Origin of the sequence: Polymorphobacter multimanifer (assembly GCF_014205635.1) — a bacterium.
GTDB classification, from domain to species: domain Bacteria; phylum Pseudomonadota; class Alphaproteobacteria; order Sphingomonadales; family Sphingomonadaceae; genus Sandarakinorhabdus; species Sandarakinorhabdus multimanifer.
This window is the reverse complement of sequence record NZ_JACIIV010000024.1, coordinates 36,483-53,428: the sequence shown is the minus strand read 5'-3', so window position 1 is coordinate 53,428 and position 16,946 is coordinate 36,483. Positions and strand designations below refer to the sequence as shown.

At 64.1% G+C, this 16,946-nt stretch carries 12 protein-coding genes and 1 pseudogene; 6 read left to right on the top strand and 7 right to left on the bottom strand.

Going from position 1 to position 16,946, the window contains the following annotated elements; all coding sequences use genetic code 11:
• Nucleotides 1–336: 336 nt before the first annotated feature.
• A complete protein-coding gene (locus FHS79_RS14835) occupies nt 337–3,213 on the top strand; it encodes a TonB-dependent receptor plug domain-containing protein (protein ID WP_184201812.1) in 2,877 nt (958 codons plus the stop codon).
• Nucleotides 3,214–3,325: 112 nt separating this feature from the next.
• Here the strand turns inward: FHS79_RS14835 and FHS79_RS14830 are convergent, their stop codons facing one another.
• The 7 genes and pseudogenes from FHS79_RS14830 to FHS79_RS14795 form a co-directional block, all read right to left on the bottom strand.
• Complete coding sequence (locus tag FHS79_RS14830) at nt 3,326–4,120, bottom strand: PEPxxWA-CTERM sorting domain-containing protein (protein WP_184201809.1); 795 nt, start codon at nt 4,118–4,120, stop codon at nt 3,326–3,328.
• 98 nt (nt 4,121–4,218) lie between these two features.
• Nucleotides 4,219–6,207, bottom strand: coding sequence for a tetratricopeptide repeat protein (locus FHS79_RS19360; RefSeq protein WP_184201806.1), 1,989 nt, complete (start codon nt 6,205–6,207; stop codon nt 4,219–4,221).
• Nucleotides 6,208–6,349: 142 nt separating this feature from the next.
• Nucleotides 6,350–8,074, bottom strand: a complete 1,725-nt coding sequence (locus FHS79_RS14820) for an adenylate/guanylate cyclase domain-containing protein (protein ID WP_184201803.1) — start codon at nt 8,072–8,074, stop codon at nt 6,350–6,352.
• 49 nt (nt 8,075–8,123) lie between these two features.
• A complete protein-coding gene (locus FHS79_RS14815; RefSeq protein WP_184201800.1) occupies nt 8,124–8,501 on the bottom strand; it encodes a hypothetical protein in 378 nt (125 codons plus the stop codon).
• 72 nt (nt 8,502–8,573) lie between these two features.
• Nucleotides 8,574–9,686, bottom strand: a pseudogene (locus tag FHS79_RS18975) (PQQ-dependent sugar dehydrogenase).
• Nucleotides 9,687–9,951: 265 nt separating this feature from the next.
• Nucleotides 9,952–10,548, bottom strand: a complete 597-nt coding sequence (locus tag FHS79_RS14800; protein ID WP_341534469.1) for a L,D-transpeptidase family protein — start codon at nt 10,546–10,548, stop codon at nt 9,952–9,954.
• 3 nt (nt 10,549–10,551) lie between these two features.
• Nucleotides 10,552–11,289 carry a PEP-CTERM sorting domain-containing protein gene (locus FHS79_RS14795; protein WP_184201794.1) on the bottom strand — a complete coding sequence of 246 codons (738 nt, stop codon included), beginning with the start codon at nt 11,287–11,289 and terminating at the stop codon, nt 10,552–10,554.
• A gap of 556 nt (nt 11,290–11,845) precedes the next feature.
• On the opposite strand from FHS79_RS14795, the gene FHS79_RS14790 reads away from it, so the two are divergent.
• From FHS79_RS14790 to FHS79_RS14770, 5 genes are all read left to right on the top strand, one after another.
• Nucleotides 11,846–12,514, top strand: coding sequence for an alpha/beta hydrolase (locus FHS79_RS14790; RefSeq protein ID WP_184201790.1), 669 nt, complete (start codon nt 11,846–11,848; stop codon nt 12,512–12,514).
• A 112-nt stretch (nt 12,515–12,626) separates the two neighbouring features.
• A complete protein-coding gene (locus FHS79_RS14785; protein WP_184201787.1) occupies nt 12,627–14,126 on the top strand; it encodes a hypothetical protein in 1,500 nt (499 codons plus the stop codon).
• A gap of 4 nt (nt 14,127–14,130) precedes the next feature.
• Entirely contained in the window at nt 14,131–14,358 is a 228-nt protein-coding gene (locus FHS79_RS14780; RefSeq protein ID WP_184201784.1) for a hypothetical protein, read from the top strand.
• A 164-nt stretch (nt 14,359–14,522) separates the two neighbouring features.
• Entirely contained in the window at nt 14,523–16,370 is a 1,848-nt protein-coding gene (locus FHS79_RS14775) for an alpha/beta fold hydrolase (protein WP_184201781.1), read from the top strand.
• A 146-nt stretch (nt 16,371–16,516) separates the two neighbouring features.
• Nucleotides 16,517–16,945 carry a DUF2382 domain-containing protein gene (locus FHS79_RS14770; RefSeq protein ID WP_184201778.1) on the top strand — a complete coding sequence of 143 codons (429 nt, stop codon included), beginning with the start codon at nt 16,517–16,519 and terminating at the stop codon, nt 16,943–16,945.
• Nucleotide 16,946: the final 1 nt, after the last annotated feature.

The window sequence follows — 16,946 nt, the reverse complement described above, 5'->3', positions numbered from 1 at the left end:
GTCGATACTGCGCGACTGTCCGGGGCCAATCCCTACAACACCATCCTCGGCGCTGTCTCCGCCGGATAGCTCAACGCAGGGGGTGGGTAATTACGATTCGTATGATGTTTGACGGAAGTGGCCCGCTTGGGTGTGGATCAACTGTATATCACTGCAAGTAATATTCCAGCGAACTTTTGATGGACGATTAACAAACTATTTCAGCTGCCCCTGTCGTGCGCGAATGTGCTTTCCGGGCAACACCAACTTTTCTTGTCATACCTGCCGGCGTCATGGGATTGTATTCCGCTGCAGTGCAGCGGATGCTGATGACCTGACGTTTTGCAGGGGGCAAGCATGCGAGTAAGAACAGTCCAGTTGACAGGTGCTGCCATTGCGGCGCTGCTCGGCGTTGCCGCCCAGGCGCAGGTGGCAACACCACCGGCAGCTACCGCGGAAGAGACCGGGGCTCTAGAAGACATTGTCGTTACCGGGTCGCGCATCCGCCGCGATCCGCTCTCGCAGAGCGCGCCGGTGCAGGTACTCGATTCAGCGTCGCTCGCGCAAACCGGGCTATCCTCGGTCGCCGACATCCTGCAGCGTATCCCGGCGGCCTCGGGTGGTCTCAACAGCCGCTTCAACAACTCGGGCAACCTCGGCAATCCGCCCGATGGCGGCGGTGTCGGTGCCGGTTCGGCCGAAGTCGAGCTGCGCTATCTCGGCTCGCGACGCACGCTGGTGCTCGTCGACGGCATGCGCTTCGTCAACGGCTCATCGGCGAGCGGCATCCCCGCATCGGTCGATCTCAACTCGCTGCCCGCCGGCATGGTGGACCGGATCGAAGTGCTGCAATCGGCGGCATCGGCGCTCTACGGGTCGGACGCGATTGCCGGCGTGGTCAACATCATCACCAAGTCCGAGCAGGCGGGGCTGCAGGCATCGGCACAATATGGCCAGTTCCGCCAGGGCGATGGCGCTACGCAGGATTATAACATCAGCTATGGCATCAAGGGCGAAGCGACGAGCGTGGTGGTCGGCGTCAGCTATGTGAAGGCCGATCTGGTCTCGACGGCAGACCGTCCGCTGTCGCAGTTTCCAAACCCCGGTGCCACAAGCTGCCTGCAGGGCGGCTGTTCGGGCGCGACCCCGCTCGGGCAGTTCTTCCTCAGCCCGTCACAGGTGCTCACGCTGAAAGCGCCAGTGGCCGGGCGGCCGCGCTTCGACGCGACCAACCCGACCGGACCGAACAGCGATTTCAAGCCCTTCACCACCGGTGATCGCTTCAACTTCGCACCCTTCAACTTCTTCATCACCCCGTCCGAACGCTATGGCGGGTTCGTGAGCATCAAGCAGGCGCTGTCGGACCGGGTGAATTTCCGCGTCAAGGCGTTGTACAACCGCCGCAACTCGCAGAACCAGGCAGCGTTCCTGCCGCTGTTCCTAGGGCCCGATGCAGGCTCCGGCACGGTCACCGACACCTTCTCGATCGATGCGACCAACCCGTTCAACCCCTTCGGCGTCACTCTCTCCGCCGGTGGCCCCGGCGAGCCGCCCGCAAACTACGGCTTCATCGCCCGGCGCGTGGTGGAGGCGGGGCCACGGAGCTTCTCGCAGAAGGTCGACACCATGTCGGTGACCGGCACCCTCGACGGTGCCTTCGATGTCGGCGCGCGGACCTGGTACTGGGATGTCAACGCGGTGCTGGGCTACAACTATGCCCGTCAGGTGTTCACCGGCAACATCAACACTTCCCTGCTGCGCCAGGCGCTCGGCCCGATCTCGCAGTGCACCGGGGCGTGCGTGCCCTTCAACATCTTCGGCGGTGTCGGGTCGATCACCCCGGCCATGCTCGGTTTTGTCGGCTTCACCGAGCAATCGCGCAGCCAGCAGAAGCTGAACGACTATACCGCAAACCTCAACGGCACATTGTTCGACATGCCGGCCGGACCGGTCGGCTTCGCGGTCGGTTATGAGCACCGCAACCAATCGGGCAGCTTCACCCCCGATCCGATCGTCGAGGCCGGCTTCTCGGCCGACATTCCGGCGCGCGGGTCGAGCGGCGCCTTCAAGGTGGACGAAGTCTACGGCGAGCTTCGCGTGCCGCTGCTGTCCGATATTCCGTTGATCAACTCGCTCGAGGTCGATGGTGCCATCCGCTACTCGAAATACTCCACCTTCGGGGACAACACGACCTACACGGGCAATGTGCTGTGGAAGCCGTTCAGCGACCTGCTGGTTCGCGGGTCCTATGCAACGGCACTTCGTGCGCCCAGCATCGGCGAGTTGTTCGGGGCGCCGTCGCGCTTCGATGGTGGCGCGTTCGATCCATGCAACGACATCAACGGCACCTTGCCCGGCAACGTCCCGGCCTCTGCAACGGTGCGGGCCAACTGCATCGCCAATGGCGTGCCGGCCAACGGAAGCTATGCGGTGGACGCCGCGGGTGCATCGGTGGTGACCGGCGGCAATATCAACCTGCAGCCGGAAACCTCGCGCACAATCGCTTTCGGTGGCGCCTACAGCCCGGCCTGGGCGCGCAACAGCGGCTTTGCCCGCACGCTCGTGCTCGAGGGCAGCTACTCCGATGTGAAGCTGGACGGGGCCATTGCGTCCGTGCCTGCCGATCTCACGCTGGCACGTTGCGCACAGACCGGCGATCCGCTGAGCTGCGGCAACATCCAGCGCACTCCCGCAGGCTTTGTCGGGGTCGTCAACGGTATCCTGCAGAATATCGGCGGGATCCGCGTCAAGGCGATCGACGTCAACTTCACCTATCGCTCGCCGGAAACCTCGGTCGGCTCGTTCGGGCTGACCTGGAACAACACCTGGTTGCTTCGCTACGAGGAGTCGGTTCCTTCCACCGGCGGCTTCACCGTCATCGATCGGACCGGAACAACCCGCGGCAGCCCGGTCCAGTCCTATCCGCGCTACAAGGCCAATGCGATCCTCGACTGGGCGATTGCCGGGTTCACGGCTTCGTTCACCGGCCGCTACATCAGCGGAGTCACGGAAAGCGCCAATGCCCGGCGGCTGAATCGCATCCTCTATGGGGACGTGCAGCTGGGCTACACACCATCCTTTCTCGATGACCGGATGACCTTCACGGTGGGCGTCAACAACGTCTTCAACTCGGGCCCGCCGCCTTGCTTCAGCTGCACAGGCCCGAACTTCGACCCGACTACCTATGATATCCCGGGCCAGTTCGGCTATCTTCGGGTCGCATTGCGGCTCTGACGCAAGACTGTCGATGACTGAAAGGCCGGGGAGCGCGGGATCCCCGGCCTGACAGTATCGCCGAATGGCCTGATCAGGTCGCCCGCTCGTGCTGACGCTGCCCTGTCGGCGTTCAGCCAGCTGGCGCAGGTGCAAGCGGCATCGACTCACCGACATGCTGCCGGCGCCGCCGTGTCGCCCAGCCGACAAGTCCAAAGCCGATGATCATCAACGACCATGACGAGGGCTCGGGGATGTAGGACTGGAAGTCCAGACCGGTTATCTCCGCCGGAAGCAGGAACGGCTGGTTGAGCGCCACGGAGTTATACACACCGTCGATCACGAAACCCGGCGCGTCTTCACGACCATTGCCGGTGAACACGCCGGTAAATCCCAGTCGGCCAGGCGTAAGCGTAAGGAACTGCTGATTGGACCCAGGACATGTGGTGCGCGAAGTCGGTGCAAAACAGGTGAACCACTCAACCTGGATGACACCGCGCTGTCCCAACGAGACCTTCGAGCTCTGGTAGAAGACGCCGTCGAAGTCGAGATCGATGTTCTGCCCGCCACTGACGAGATTGACGCCATAGTCTGTCAACCGCGGCACGGTGCCCGAATAGATCATTCCCTGAAAGCCGAGGTCGCTGCCTTCCGGGCCGGAAAAGAAATCGACGGCTCTTCCGAAGGTCAACAAGCCATTGCCATGGGTGATGACATTGTTGATTGCATCGGCCGATCCGATCCTGGCGGTGTATCCCAACGCCATGCCACTGCCGCAGTCATCACCGTTGAGATCACAATAACCGCCGAGGGAAAAGTTGATCGGGTTGCCATCAGCATCCTGGTCGATGGCCGTGCGCCGTGCGGCGGAAGGCGTGGCAGCCGTCATTGCGACGAGCAGGCAGACGGATACCAGGCGCATATGCATGAAGCTTCCTCTACTCGACGATGCGGGCCCATGTGCCCATAGTCCGAATGGACAGAATTCTTTCATCCTTTCTATACGAGTGGCCCGCTCTGCCGTATTCACTCTGCCGAAGTCATCGTGCCTTGCAGACGCTTTTCCGCCAGGGCGCCGAACAGGGTGGATTTCGGCCAACGCGCGCGGATGTCGGCCATGCTGGCCTCGATGGCGGCTTTTCCTTCACGCCTCCGTCCCGCGGCGAGCAGGCATTTCCCCCGCGTGTTGGTCACCCAGGCCTGCCGCCAGGGGTCATCGGGATAGTCCTCCAGCATCAGCGGGGCCGCGCGGTCGAGCAGGGCGAGGCCGCGGACCGGCACCCCCTGGTCGCAGGCAAGATCGGCCAAATCGGCGAGAATGGGCGCGCGGTTACGATGCTTGTGGATCTCGGCCGCTACCAGCGCTGCCTGCAGCGTGGCTGTTGCCGCCGCCGCCTGGCCGAGGCCGCGCTCCGCCAAGCCGAGGTTGCCGAGGATGAACGCCAGATCGTCATGCGTGGCGCTGCGCTGCCGCAAGCTGATGTCGCGCGCGTGCACCAGCAGCTTCCAGGCCTCTGCAAAGCCTCGTCTTTCAAGCATCACGCGCGCGACATTGTTGATGGAAATGGCAACATCGGGGTGGTCCGGCCCAAGCACCAGCTCGTCGGACTTCAGGGCTCGGGACCAAAGCGCTTCTGCGGCCGGGGAGTCGCGCTGCAGATAGGCAATCGAACCAAGCTCGTTGTAGTTTTCAGAAACGCGGGGATGGGCAAGCCCCTGCACCGGGATCCGAATTGCGAGCGCCCTTTCGAACATCGACCTGGCGTCGTCGAGCCGGTCCTCCGCCAGCGCGTTGAGGCCAAGCGCCTCGAGATCACGGGCAACGGCCGGATGGCGGGGGCCGAAGGTCGCAAGGTCAGCCTGGAGCGCTTGCCTGATGTCGGCATCGGCACCCTTGGTGTCTTCGGCTGCAGAGCGAGCTTCCCCCCGGCCGACAAGAATGGGGGCAATGAGCGCAGGATTGCCCCGCTGGCTGTCGCGGGCCAGAAGCAGCGCTCTGGAAAATGTTTTCGCAGCGGCGGCATATTCGCCCTGCCGGGTCTCGGAATTGCCCAGCGCCAGCAGCTGGCGCGCCGCCACCCCCGGATCATCGACCTGCAGCCGCAGGGAATTGCGGATGATCGCATCGCCTTTTCGCAACGATCCAAGGCCGAGATAGACGTTGCTGAGCGTCGTCATCAGCTCGGCCTTGACGCTCGGCTCGTCGCCGAGCGAGTCGGCAATGCGCGCTGCGCCCTTGTCGAGGATCGCGAGCGCACTGATCTGCGAGCCCTTGGCCTCGGACGGGTCGGACACTTCGAACAGCGACTGGACGAACTCGACGGTTCGCTCCGCGGTCATCGTTTTCTGCCGGGCGATGTCGCGCTGCAAGATGGCGTCGTTTCGGGCCAGGACCGCGCTCACGGCCAGCCCCGCCATCACGACGAAGCCGATTGCAGAAGCGCCTGCGACAATCGCCAGCTGCCGCTGCCGGCGGCTTGCCTCGCGCTGACGCAATTCGTCATAGCCGACCCCCATGATGCCGGCGAGCAGCTTCAGCCGCGCAGCAGCGCGCCCGTCCTTTCCCGGCCGGATGTCGGACGCAAGCGGTTCGGTGCCGCCGTTCTCGAAGAGCGCGGGCGGCAGGCATTCCAGCTCCGGGTCGCTGTCCGGCAGGGTGGCGGCATTGGGTTCGCCGCCGATGATCAGGCACTGGATGCGGTCGCGCCGCCCCATGGCGACAAAGGCGCGGATCTCTTCGTTCACCCATTTCGATCTGGCGCCATTGGGCGAGCACACAATGATCAGCGACGCCGATTCAACCAGGGCAGCGCGGACCGATTCAGCGAGATTGGACGAGGCTGCGAGCTCGGCGCGATCCTGGAAGACCGGTGGCAACCTGCTGCCCAGGATGCCGACGGCGCTCGGCTGGCCATGCAGCCGTTTCGGCACCCGGTAGCTTTCGAGCGCCTTGAGAAGCCACGACGCTTCCTTGCGGTCCCGGTGGTTGTAGCTGATGAAGGCGGAGTAGCGCACCGGCCGGTCGGGCTACAACCAGGCCGTGGCAGCGCAGGGTCTGGTCAGCTTGTGCAGAAAGCCACTCCTGGTTGAACGCTCCCCGCCCCTGAACAAGGAGCGAGCAAGGGTGGCGGTGCCGTCTCCGCGGTTCTGTTCGGCCTCAAGGCGACAGGCGATACAGCGGCATTGTGCCATAGCGTTTCGCCAGCGTCACCTGCCCGGCATATTCGAGGCGGAACGCGGATTCCTTCTCGAGCGCCAGCATCGCGGCAAAGGGTTGGGTGACATAGACTTGGCCGATCGGCGTCACCGGCTCGATCCGTGCTGCGCGGGTGACTTCGGTGCCGATATAGCCGGCAAGGCCGGTGATCGGATCGATCATCCGGTAAACCGGCCCATAGTGCAGTGCCACGCGCATCCCGCCCGCGTCTGCCGGCGCCTCGATCGCAGCCACGATGTCGATCGCGACGCGTGCCGCCACCTTCAGGTCGTCGATGACCGCAAAGACGGCGTCCCCCCAGCTGTTGCGGAATTCGACCGCGGAACCGGCCCCTGCGAGCACATTGGCCACGGCGCCCATGACATCGGCCCAGAAAGGCGGCAGGTCATGTTCGGCGATGCGGGAGAAGCCGGCATAGTCGGTGAAGAGAATGGCGCGCTGGCATCGCGTCGCTTGCGTCGTTGCTGCGATGCGGCGGCTCGCGCCGATGGGCGGCCTGGCAATGGCACCGGGTTCGATCACTTTCGCGGTGTGACCAAGCTCGCGCCAGTGCGCGATATAGGCACCGGTGCCACCGACCCCCCGCGCCGGCGCGCCGTCCCACACCGTTACCAGTTCGGCACTGGTATGAAGATGCGACGCGCGAAGGACCGCCATCCCCATCGCGAGATTGTTGCCGTGATGATATTGCTCCGGGTCCCCGATATAGGCAGCCTCGCTGGCGAAGGTGATGGTCCTGGCGGCGGCAAGCGCGGCCTCGAACCGGGGCAGCCAGCCTTCGCCCCCCGGCAGCACCGATTCTGCGATGAAGTCGGCGGTGGTGAAGGGCAGGACGACATGCAGATGGGCGCCACGTCGCAACACGGCTTCGGCAAACAGGATATCCGCTCCGCACGCCAGCGCTCCATAGGCAATTGCCGTCCCGGATGACGCCAGCTCGGCGTCGATCCGTGTCGCGATGGCCGCTTCGACGGCAGCATCCTCGACAAACAGATGGCCCGAATAGAACAGGATCGGCGGCGGCCGCAGCAACACGCACAGGCGCTCGGCAAGCTCGGTGGAGACATCGGCCTGGCGGCCGAGCAAAAGCAGTTGCCGCACGGTGGAGCCCCTTGGCCCGAGTGCGGCATCGGGCAGGGCACAGGCGCGCTCTGCCGCGGCAACTGCCTGTTCGGCATCGCCGAGCAGCAGCCAGGCCTCCGAAGCGCTCGCTGCAGCGAAATAGGAGGAGGGATCTGCCACCTCCGGGTCGGCGAGCACACGCCGGGCAAGTTCGGTCCCGCGGTCGATATCTCCCGCCAGGCAGGACAGGCTCGCGGCATTTATCAGGCTGTAATAGCCGCCAAACCTGGCATTCGCATCGAGATATGCCTGGCTCGCCGCCATCAGCAGGGCGTTGCGTGTCGATCCGCTGTCTGCAATCGCGCGATCCTTGAGGATGCGGGCAAGCAACGACAGAATGTCCTCGCTCGCCTCGGACGCAAGATCGTGCTGCAGGAACAGCGCATAGGCACGCTCGGTATCGCCCATGCGGGCCAATGTCAGGACAAGCAGATAGTGAAGTTCGCGGCTCTCGTGTCCGGACGCGATGCCGGCCACGGCAGCATCATATGCCCCCAGCAGATCGCCGGCCTTGATCGCATTCCGGGTCTGCTCAAGCGGCATGTCTCGATCTCCCGGCGCGTCATTCACCCATCAGCACATACCCCTGCGCTTACGGATATTGGGGAACGCGGCACCCGGCGAATGTGGTGCCGCGCACCACCGCATCGGTGTCCTGCCGGATTGTCAAGGTTCCGTCGCCGGCGCCCAGCGCAGTGATCGTCACATCCTGCCAGTCGCCTCCGGCCGTGCCGCACTCGATCTTCGAGGCGACCGTCCAGGCGAGCGGTTGCAGCTCCGCCAAGAGATGGGTGCGGCTAGCGCCGTCGAACGTCAGGGTGACCGACTGGCCACTGACCGCGCTCACCTTGCCCGGCACGAGATAGCCACCCAGCGGGGAGGGCGCCAGCATCCATGCGCCCACCTGCTGCGCAGCGGCCGGGGACAGCATCAGCGCCGAAGCGAGCATTGCAAGGGAGAGTTTCAGCATGGACCTTTCCTGCCATTGCAGCACTCCCACCGCAATGCACATCGGTGTCCTCGGCACCCCTTCAGCGCCCCGTCATCGTCCGGCAGGGGGCGCAAGCCGGAGCAGCTCGCCGTCCTCATGGTCGGTCACCATCCAGATCGCACCATCCGGCGCCACGCGGACGTCGCGGACCCGGCGCCCGACCTCGATCGTCTCGACCGATTGCACCGTCTGCCCCTTTGTCGAAATTCGCATCAGCGCCTGGTTCGCCAGCCCACCGACCAGCAAGCTTCCCCGCCAGCCGCGGATCGCATCGCCGGTGTAGAAGGCGGCACCAGAGGGCGCGACAGTCTGCTTGAAGACATGAACGGGCGACTGCATGCCTTCCTTGCTGAGGCCTTCCCCCACCGGCGCGCCCGAATAATCGGTTGCGGCCGTGATGAACGGCCAGCCCAGATTGACGCCGGGGCGAACGGGGTCGACGCGGTCACCACCCTTGGGGCCATGCTCGGCGGACCACAGCATCCCGGAGCCCGGCTCGATGGCAAGCGCCTGGCTGTTGCGACTGCCCATCGCATAAACATAAGGATCCGCCGGCTTGGGCTCGTCATCATCGTCCTTACCGATCGGCATGCGCGGATTGTCGCCCGGCACCTCGCCGTCGAGCGTCATCCGCAGGATGGAGCCCGCCTGGTCGGCAGCGTTCTGCGCGCGGGAAATGTTGCGACGCTCGCCGATGGACAGGAACAGGTGGCGATTGTCGGGCGCCAGCGCCATGCGCCCGCCAAAGTGCAGCCCGCTGGAATCCTGATCGTCTTCCTTCATCTCGAACACTTCACGCACATTCTCCAGCCGCGCCGTCTGCCCCTGCTCGGCGAGCCGACCACTGATGACGGCAACCGCCGCACCATGCTCGGTCGGCTTGGAAAGGCTCAGCAGGATCGTGCGATTTTACGCGAATTCGGGGTGCAGGCGCACATCGAACAGCCCTGCCTGGCTGCGGCCGGTCACGCCCTTGTAACGAAAGATCTTCGGCACGCCTTCAACAGGGGAAGACAGCGCGCCATCGCGTGACACGATCCTGAGGTTGCCGGAATTGCGCTCCGTCACCAGCACCCGGCCATCAGGCAGAAATGCCAGCGCCCAAGGATGGTCGAGCCCCCTGGCAATCGTCTCCAGTGCAAGTTCCCCAGCCTCGGAGGACACCGTGCGCGGCTGTGAAAAGGCTGCCGATGCGCAGGCTGCTGCAACGGTTATAGCGAACAGCGCGCGGCCGGCACATGCCTTGGTTGAAATAGGCACAGCATGTCTCCTGTCGATATGAAGTTTCCCGTAAACCGACGCAGCATCGAAATGGTTCCACGGCACAGTCGGCGCCAGTGGTGGGAGAACAAGCATTGATCGAGACTATATCTGTCCGCCACATGATATCGGCAGATGAGCAACGATGCTTGTAACGAGCCTTGCCCTGTCAGGCCGCAAAGATGGCGACTTCATCCCCGACCTGCATCTGTCCGAACAAAAGACGGGCAAATTCAAGCGGCACGCCGATGCAGCCATGGGTGGCGGAGCCCTCCTGCACGGCGCTCGCGTGGATCGCCACTCCATCGTTCGTCAGGCGCATCATGAAAGGCATTTCGGCGTCGTACAGTGACGACCGATGCTTCTGCGCCTTTGCAAGCACGGGGAAGACGCCGGACGGGGTCGGGTTGCTGTTGGCGCCGAACAGGATGACCGTGGTTCCGATCTCGTGGCCGGCCCGGAACACCGAAAGCGTCTGCCGCTTCAGATCGACACGCGCCCACACCGGCCCTTCCGCGACTCCCTCGTCGTTCCAGACATAGTCTCCGAACGCCAGCTGCCGCCGGGTGTTGATGATGCTTCGCACGACGCGAACTTGTCCGTCAGGAAGCACCAATGCGGGATTTCGGCCATTCTGATAGTCGATGCGGTCCCCCTCGATCGGGACCACAGGCACCGGAACGGGCATGACGACTTCGGCCTGTTTTTGCGCCGCCCATCCTCCCCCAATGAGGATGGCGCAGAGCACAGCAATGGCGAGGCGCACCGGCTATCGCGTCGCTGCGAAGGGCAATCTGGCGGGGACGCCGCCGGCGCGCTTGCGCGTCTCGCGCTGCGCATGCCGCTTCGCCCATCCAACCGAAAGAAAGCCGACGATCATCATCATCCACGTGCCCGGCTCCGGGACCGCCGAGCCCGGCAGCGTAGGCACCGGGAAGCTTGGGTCCGGCAGCGGAGGCGAACCGCCTCCACCGCCACCGCCACCGCCGCCTCCACCGCCACCGCCTCCGCCTCCGGGCAACGTGCCGGAAGCGCTGTCATCGCCCGACGGGCCCTGAGAGAAGGGAGGAATTGCCGGGCCAGCCGACGGCAGCACGGTGAAAAGGGGCATTTCGCTTGCAAGGGAGGCATCAGTCAATGCCAGCAAAGGCTCGCCACCATATTCAGAACCGAGCAGCGGCCCCAGAAGAAAGTCTTCTTCATCAGCAGGAACAGCGCTGGCCAAAGCCGGTCCAGCAAAGTCACCGGGCGAATGCATCACGACACCGAAGATAGGCTTTGTCTGCGCAAGTTCTCCAAAGCTACGTACGCCAGGAGAGCGACTTGCGAACACGGAGAGCGGATCGGCCGTGGCCGATCGCGTCGCAGCGTTGCCATTTGCGCCCTCTACACCGGCATATCCGGCAGGAAGCAGAACGAACAAAAGAGCAGCACAGGAACGACGCGGGACTTTGGAGTTCATGAGTCGAAACATGCCGACTTGCGCCAGTTTTGCTTGCAACATCATTATTGCGCCAGATCTCGCCACGCCAATTCCAACCCACATTGTCGCTATTCCTTTCTGAACGGACAGAAAGCATTTAGCGAATCGCAGTGCAATTGGTTACCACCAAGTTAAGATGATGTAAAACGATTAATTTGCCGGCCATCACGACATTTCATCTGGAGTCACGCAGGCAAGCGGATGGAGTCGTCATGCAATTCTGCACGAAATTATACTTAACGGCGTGGAGGAGAGCGTAATTTCACAAGCAGATTGAGTATGTTTACCTATTCGACCAAGTCTGCAGGTTGCCGATCCCCAACGCCGCCGGCTGGCCCTCGAAATCCGTGTGATCCCTTCATGAGTGGTGCAGCGGGCATGTTCATCCGAAGTCGGTCAGCAGTTTTCCAACGCCCCTGAAAGGCCGCGGAGGAGATCATTCACTTCTGACGCGCCCGCGAGGTCATCATTCCCTTGCGGTCGCCACCCCAGCCATGCACGACCGTCCGCAGCGAGGCCTCGGCGCACGTCACAGGCCCGCATGACTCTGCAGACCGACCCCGAGCCGAGTATCATGCCAATGTCGAAGATCGTGAATGGCGCCAGCTTGCAGCCGCTTTCCGGGGCACCACCAAAGCACATCGTCTTCCTGCTGCACGGCTATGGATCAAGTGGAGCCGACCTGATCGCAATGGCGCCGCACTGGCGTCAAAGCCTGCCCGACGCGCTGTTCCTCGCCCCGAACGCGCCGCAGCGCACAGGGGCCGGCTACCAATGGTGGCCGCTCCAGAATTTCACGCCGCAAGCCCTTGCGGCCGGTGCTGCTCTCGCAGCCCCCGCGATCGACGCCTTCATCGATCGAAAGCTCGACCAATATCGGCTGTCGGACGCCGAAATGGCGATCGTCGGCTTCAGCCAGGGCACGATGATGGCGTTCCAGGTCGGGCTGAGGCGACCGGCCGCGCCGGCCGCCATCGTCGGCTATTCGGGATTGTTTGTCGGCGCCGCCAATCTGGCGCACCTCGATCCACCGAAGCCGCCGGTCCTGCTGGTCCACGGCTCTGCTGATCCCATCATTCCTGTCGCCGCCTTGCATGCCGCCAAAGCCGAGCTCGGCAAGCTGGGCATCGAAGCGGCAACGCATGTGAGCGCAGGGCTGGGGCACAGCGTCGATCTCGTCGGCCTGAGGCTCGGTGTCGAATTCATCGCCAGGGGCTTCGGCGCCGAGCCACGCCAGTCGACGCCCTGAACTTGATAAGGACTTGTCCCGAACAATCGGGTCTTTTGTGTCATGAGCCTTTGCGTTAAGTATAGATCGGAAGAAATAGAGCCAGACCGTTGAAGCCAGAGTGGGGGCCGGCATGGATTTCGAATATCGGACGCTTGTCATGGCGGTGCTGCTGGTCGGGGGCGCGCTGTTTCTCGCTTCCTGCACCGCAATCGGCACCGGCCGCGCCACGCTGATCAGGGCGGACCGGCCCGTCGACCAGAGTGGCCAGACGATCTACACAGGCCGCGAGTTCGACCATCTGCTGGTCCAGCCGGCTCCGAAATTTTCGGGAAAGCTGACGGGAAAGATCTCGGAGCAAGCCTGGGGTGAATATCGTCGCTCCATCTACGGCAACGAAACCGGGACTGCGGCCAACATCGCGGTGAGCGCGCGCGACCAGTCGGTCACCCCGGCGATCGTGCCGCTGGACGCGATCCGCAGCAACACCGGAGACATCGCCAAGGTGCTGCTCGACCCGAAGCTCTCCGCGCAGCAGAAAGACAAGCTCATCATCCAGCTGCGCGACAGCCTGTTGTCTGCGCCCGAAAGTCCTTCGCGGCTTGTGCAGCATGGACAAACGCCCACCGGATCGATCGTCTACCATTATTTTCCGCAGCTGACGCTTGACCTTACCGGCACCCTCCAGTCCGCCGACGCGCTGGACCGTTTCGACTTCATCGCTGCGGCCATCCGCATCCCCGGCAATTCGAAGGCGCGGTTCATCAACTTCGCGCCAAAGGCGGCCGACCTGTTCGACTTCACGCTCGGCCAGCTCAAGCAGAGCGCAAGTGCGACAGCGAAGGCAGACGCCGGGCGAACGGGATCGGACGTCGAGAAGGCAGGCTCCACGCCGGCCGTCGGATCGACGGCGGCGCAGGAGAGCACCCGCGGCGCCAGTTTTGGCGCAGGCCTCAACTTCGCCCTGTCGGACGAACTCACCAGGGACCTCCGGTCTTCGCTCGAGGCGCGTTCCGCCGGAATTCTCGACAATGGCAAGCTCTTCCTCGTCGAACTGCGGAGCAACGACCAACGCCGCATCGCCGGCACCTACAATTTCGACGTCATGCTCGAGGTGCCGAGCGACATCGAGAAGAGCACCGCCGAATCGCCGGTCGCCTACACGCTCAGCAATCCCCAGGAGACGGAGGTGATGGCGGAGGTCCGCGTCGTCGGCATCATCCGTCACGTCGCGCGTTCCGGCCAGACAGGGATCTTCAAGAAGGCGCCCGAGCCGCTCAACGACGATGTCTTCCGCGAGGTGGTCGTTCGCGACATGCTTGTGCCGCTCTGGTCCTTCAACAACATTCCGCTCGCGCAGATTGCGGAGAACTTCAACCTCACGGTTCTTGCAAATGAAGACGACGCAAGCTTCTCGGTGCTCGACGAAGCGAGCAAGGTCATCGGCTATGGGACCGGCCGCTTCAACAGGTTGTCGATCCCCGCAGGAACAAAGGCCAGGATTGCGTTCAATCCGATCAACAGGGTGACGACCAACCAGGCCTTCATCCTCGAGGCCCCCGCACAATCGGTCGAAGCAGGCGCCACACCCGTCGTGGCGGTGGGTGCCTACACAACACGCAAGCCGGAGTAAGCTGATGACGAAGAAGGCAGACGATAGCGGCAAGACTGCAGTCCTGACACTGGTGCGGCAGCTTCTGAAGCAGGACCAGCCGTTCACCATCGGGGTATCGGATGTGCCGCGCGGCCTGAAGGCCCTCGGCGCCGCGCAATCGGCTGCCGACGCTGCTTCAGACGCGGCGGAAAGCGACTGCAAGCAATGGGCCTATGTTCCGGGCGTGGGATTGATCTGCATCGAGCGCTGATGGCAGCCGCTGCGCCCTGATCGTGCGCGGAACAAACAATGCATCGTCGTCGTCGTCCGGGACGGCGGCCGTTTGCCATCGAGGTCCAGACGCAGGCCACGACCACAATTTTTCATGCCGTGTCTATCAACCCGCACGGGATCGTGTGACACAATCGATGAACGATGAAATCACGTGCTGCAGCGTTCCTCGAGCATTTCCGCAGCGCCCGTCGCAATGACGCCATCCTCGACCTGCTGGTCGATGATTATGACGGGCTTTACGCCGCCATCCAGGCCGCCCCCGAAGACCTTCTGGCCGCTGCAGACGATGCGATTGTCGCGCGGGGGCCGCCGGCCAACCTGCATGCCGACAGCTTTGCCTCCGCCGCGTGCGATGGCGCCGGCAATGTGATCGTCGCCGACGCGCGCTTCCACGCTTGGCTCGGCGGACCCGATCCCCTCGCTGCGGTGGTCGGCAGCATCGGACAGGATCGGATCAGCGCATCCTCGATCGCCTGTGATCATAACGGCCGGCCCGTTGCCCTCGCGGCCGCAAGGCTCGCCGCCGCGCAGCACTGGCCCCTGGCCGAAAATGTGCGCGCGGCGCTGTGCGCCGGCACTGCCGGCTTTGCCGTAATCGCATTCCGCCCCGCCGATGATGTCTGGGCTAAGGCCGCACAAGCCTTCGGCCTGTCCCGACAGGAATCCCGGCTTACTGCCGCTCTGGCTCGCTGTGGCGATCTCAAGGAAGCATCCGCCGCCACTGGCGTTGCCTATGGCACCGCGCGCAAACTGGTCGCCAGCGCCATGCGCAAGGTCGGTGCCGAACGGCAGACCGATCTCGTCCGTCGCATCCTCGGCGTCGCTGCCGGTGATCTGCGGGCACCCCAGGACAGCACACGGCTGTTCGCCGATCTGTTCGGGCTGTCGATGCGCCAGGCCGCACTTGCCCAGGCCGTGGCCAGCGGCGCGACGCGCGATGCAGCCGCCATGGCGGTCGGCACGTCGAGCGAAAGCGCCAAGGCCGATCTGCGGATCGTCTTCCAGTCATGCGGCGTCGCAAGTGCCGTGGACCTGGCGCGGATCGCAGCCGAAATCGATGCGCTTGCCGGCCTCGCTGCCGCATGCAGCGTCGAGTTCGAGCCGCGCGGCGAGGCAGCCCGTGCCGAACCGCTGCGCCTGATCGCCCGCCGCCGCGGCATCGGCAGCATCGCCGTCACCGATTGCGGCCCCGCAAAGGCACAACCGCTCCTGATGATGCACCCCGCCGTCGGCGGCCGCCACCAGTCGCGTCATCTCGTGGCCGCACTGCAAGCCGCTGGCTGGCGCCCGATCAGCTTCGATCGTCCCGGTTTCGGCCTGACAACCATGGTGAACGGCGCATGCCCGTTCGCCGAAGCTGCGCTGGACGCCATCGATATCGTCGATGCGCTCGGCATCGATCGCATCACCCTGTTCGGGCGCACAGCCAGTGCAGCAACACTTGCGGTCGCCGCCGCCATGCCTGCCCGGATCGCTGGCGGCATTCTGGTCGCGCCTGATCCGCCGGCACATCTCGATCGCCGTCACGTCGGCATGATGGGGCGCGGCAAGGCGTTGTTCCTCGGCAATCGCACCCTCGCCACAGCCTTCGCCAACATCCTTTCCCGGCGCACCAGCTCGGCGCAGATCGCTCGCATGCAGCGCCAGAGCGTTGCCGGCAGCGCAGTCGACGAAGCCGTGCTCGATGATCCCGAGAAGCTCGCCGATATCATTCGTGCGTCGCGACAAGCAGCACTCGGCATGTGGGGCTTCCTCGCTGAGATGCAGGCGCAGGGCGGAGGCCATGTGCTGCCGGTCATCGATGGCCGCCGATGGATCGTGATGGCCGGCGCCGGCGATCCGCTCTATGATTTCGAAGACAGTGCGAACTCCTGGCGCAGCACCGTTCCGGGCGCGCAGATCGAAATCGTCGCCGACGGCGGTCGATGGCTGCACCTGAGCCATGTCGACCGCGTCGTCTCGGCGCTCGATCGGATTGCGTCTGCATGACGCGTCCGGATGCGGCGGACCAGGGGCGTCTTCCCGGGCAATGAACCAGGTGTCGGCGGCAAGATGTCGACGGGCGCGGAGCTGCTTCTGCCGAAATCAAATGCTCATACGCCGGAACGGTTGAAGTATCGCACCGTTGGACCTGCATGGCCGCGCCCTCGAACCCCGCAGCAACCGACGAAGTCGTCATCCCGATCATCGAGGAGCGACTCCGGGTGGGCCGGCGGGAGGTGGAGACCGGTCGTGTCCGCGTCGATATCAAAAACGATCATCACGATGTTCTTGTCGACGAGGCCCTGCTGCGCGGCTCCGTCACCGTCGAGCGCGTTGCCATCGACCGCCACGTCGACAGCGTCCCGGACATCCAGGACGACGGCACCACCATCATCATCCCCGTCGTCGAGGAAGTTCTCGTAGTCGAAAAACGCCTGATCCTGCGCGAGGAAATCCACATTCACCGCAGCGCTCGCGTCGATCAGCACCAGGAAACCGTCAGGCTCACGCACCAGCGTGCCATCGTCACGCGCGTCGAACCCGACACTACCCCTTCCCCAACCCCGGAAAAGGAAGTCTAGT

Bases quoted from the DNA above. Each gene is read 5' to 3' on its own strand.
- FHS79_RS14815 (WP_184201800.1), bottom strand. From the start codon at position 8,501: ATGCTGAAACTCTCCCTTGCAATGCTCGCTTCGGCGCTGATGCTGTCC.
- FHS79_RS14770 (WP_184201778.1), top strand. From the start codon at position 16,517: ATGGCCGCGCCCTCGAACCCCGCAGCAACCGACGAAGTCGTCATCCCG.
- FHS79_RS14795 (WP_184201794.1), bottom strand. From the start codon at position 11,289: ATGATGTTGCAAGCAAAACTGGCGCAAGTCGGCATGTTTCGACTCATG.
- FHS79_RS14785 (WP_184201787.1), top strand. From the start codon at position 12,627: ATGGATTTCGAATATCGGACGCTTGTCATGGCGGTGCTGCTGGTCGGG.
- FHS79_RS14780 (WP_184201784.1), top strand. From the start codon at position 14,131: ATGACGAAGAAGGCAGACGATAGCGGCAAGACTGCAGTCCTGACACTG.
- FHS79_RS14835 (WP_184201812.1), top strand. From the start codon at position 337: ATGCGAGTAAGAACAGTCCAGTTGACAGGTGCTGCCATTGCGGCGCTG.
- FHS79_RS14775 (WP_184201781.1), top strand. From the start codon at position 14,523: ATGAAATCACGTGCTGCAGCGTTCCTCGAGCATTTCCGCAGCGCCCGT.
- FHS79_RS14830 (WP_184201809.1), bottom strand. From the start codon at position 4,120: ATGCATATGCGCCTGGTATCCGTCTGCCTGCTCGTCGCAATGACGGCT.
- FHS79_RS14820 (WP_184201803.1), bottom strand. From the start codon at position 8,074: ATGCCGCTTGAGCAGACCCGGAATGCGATCAAGGCCGGCGATCTGCTG.
- FHS79_RS14790 (WP_184201790.1), top strand. From the start codon at position 11,846: ATGTCGAAGATCGTGAATGGCGCCAGCTTGCAGCCGCTTTCCGGGGCA.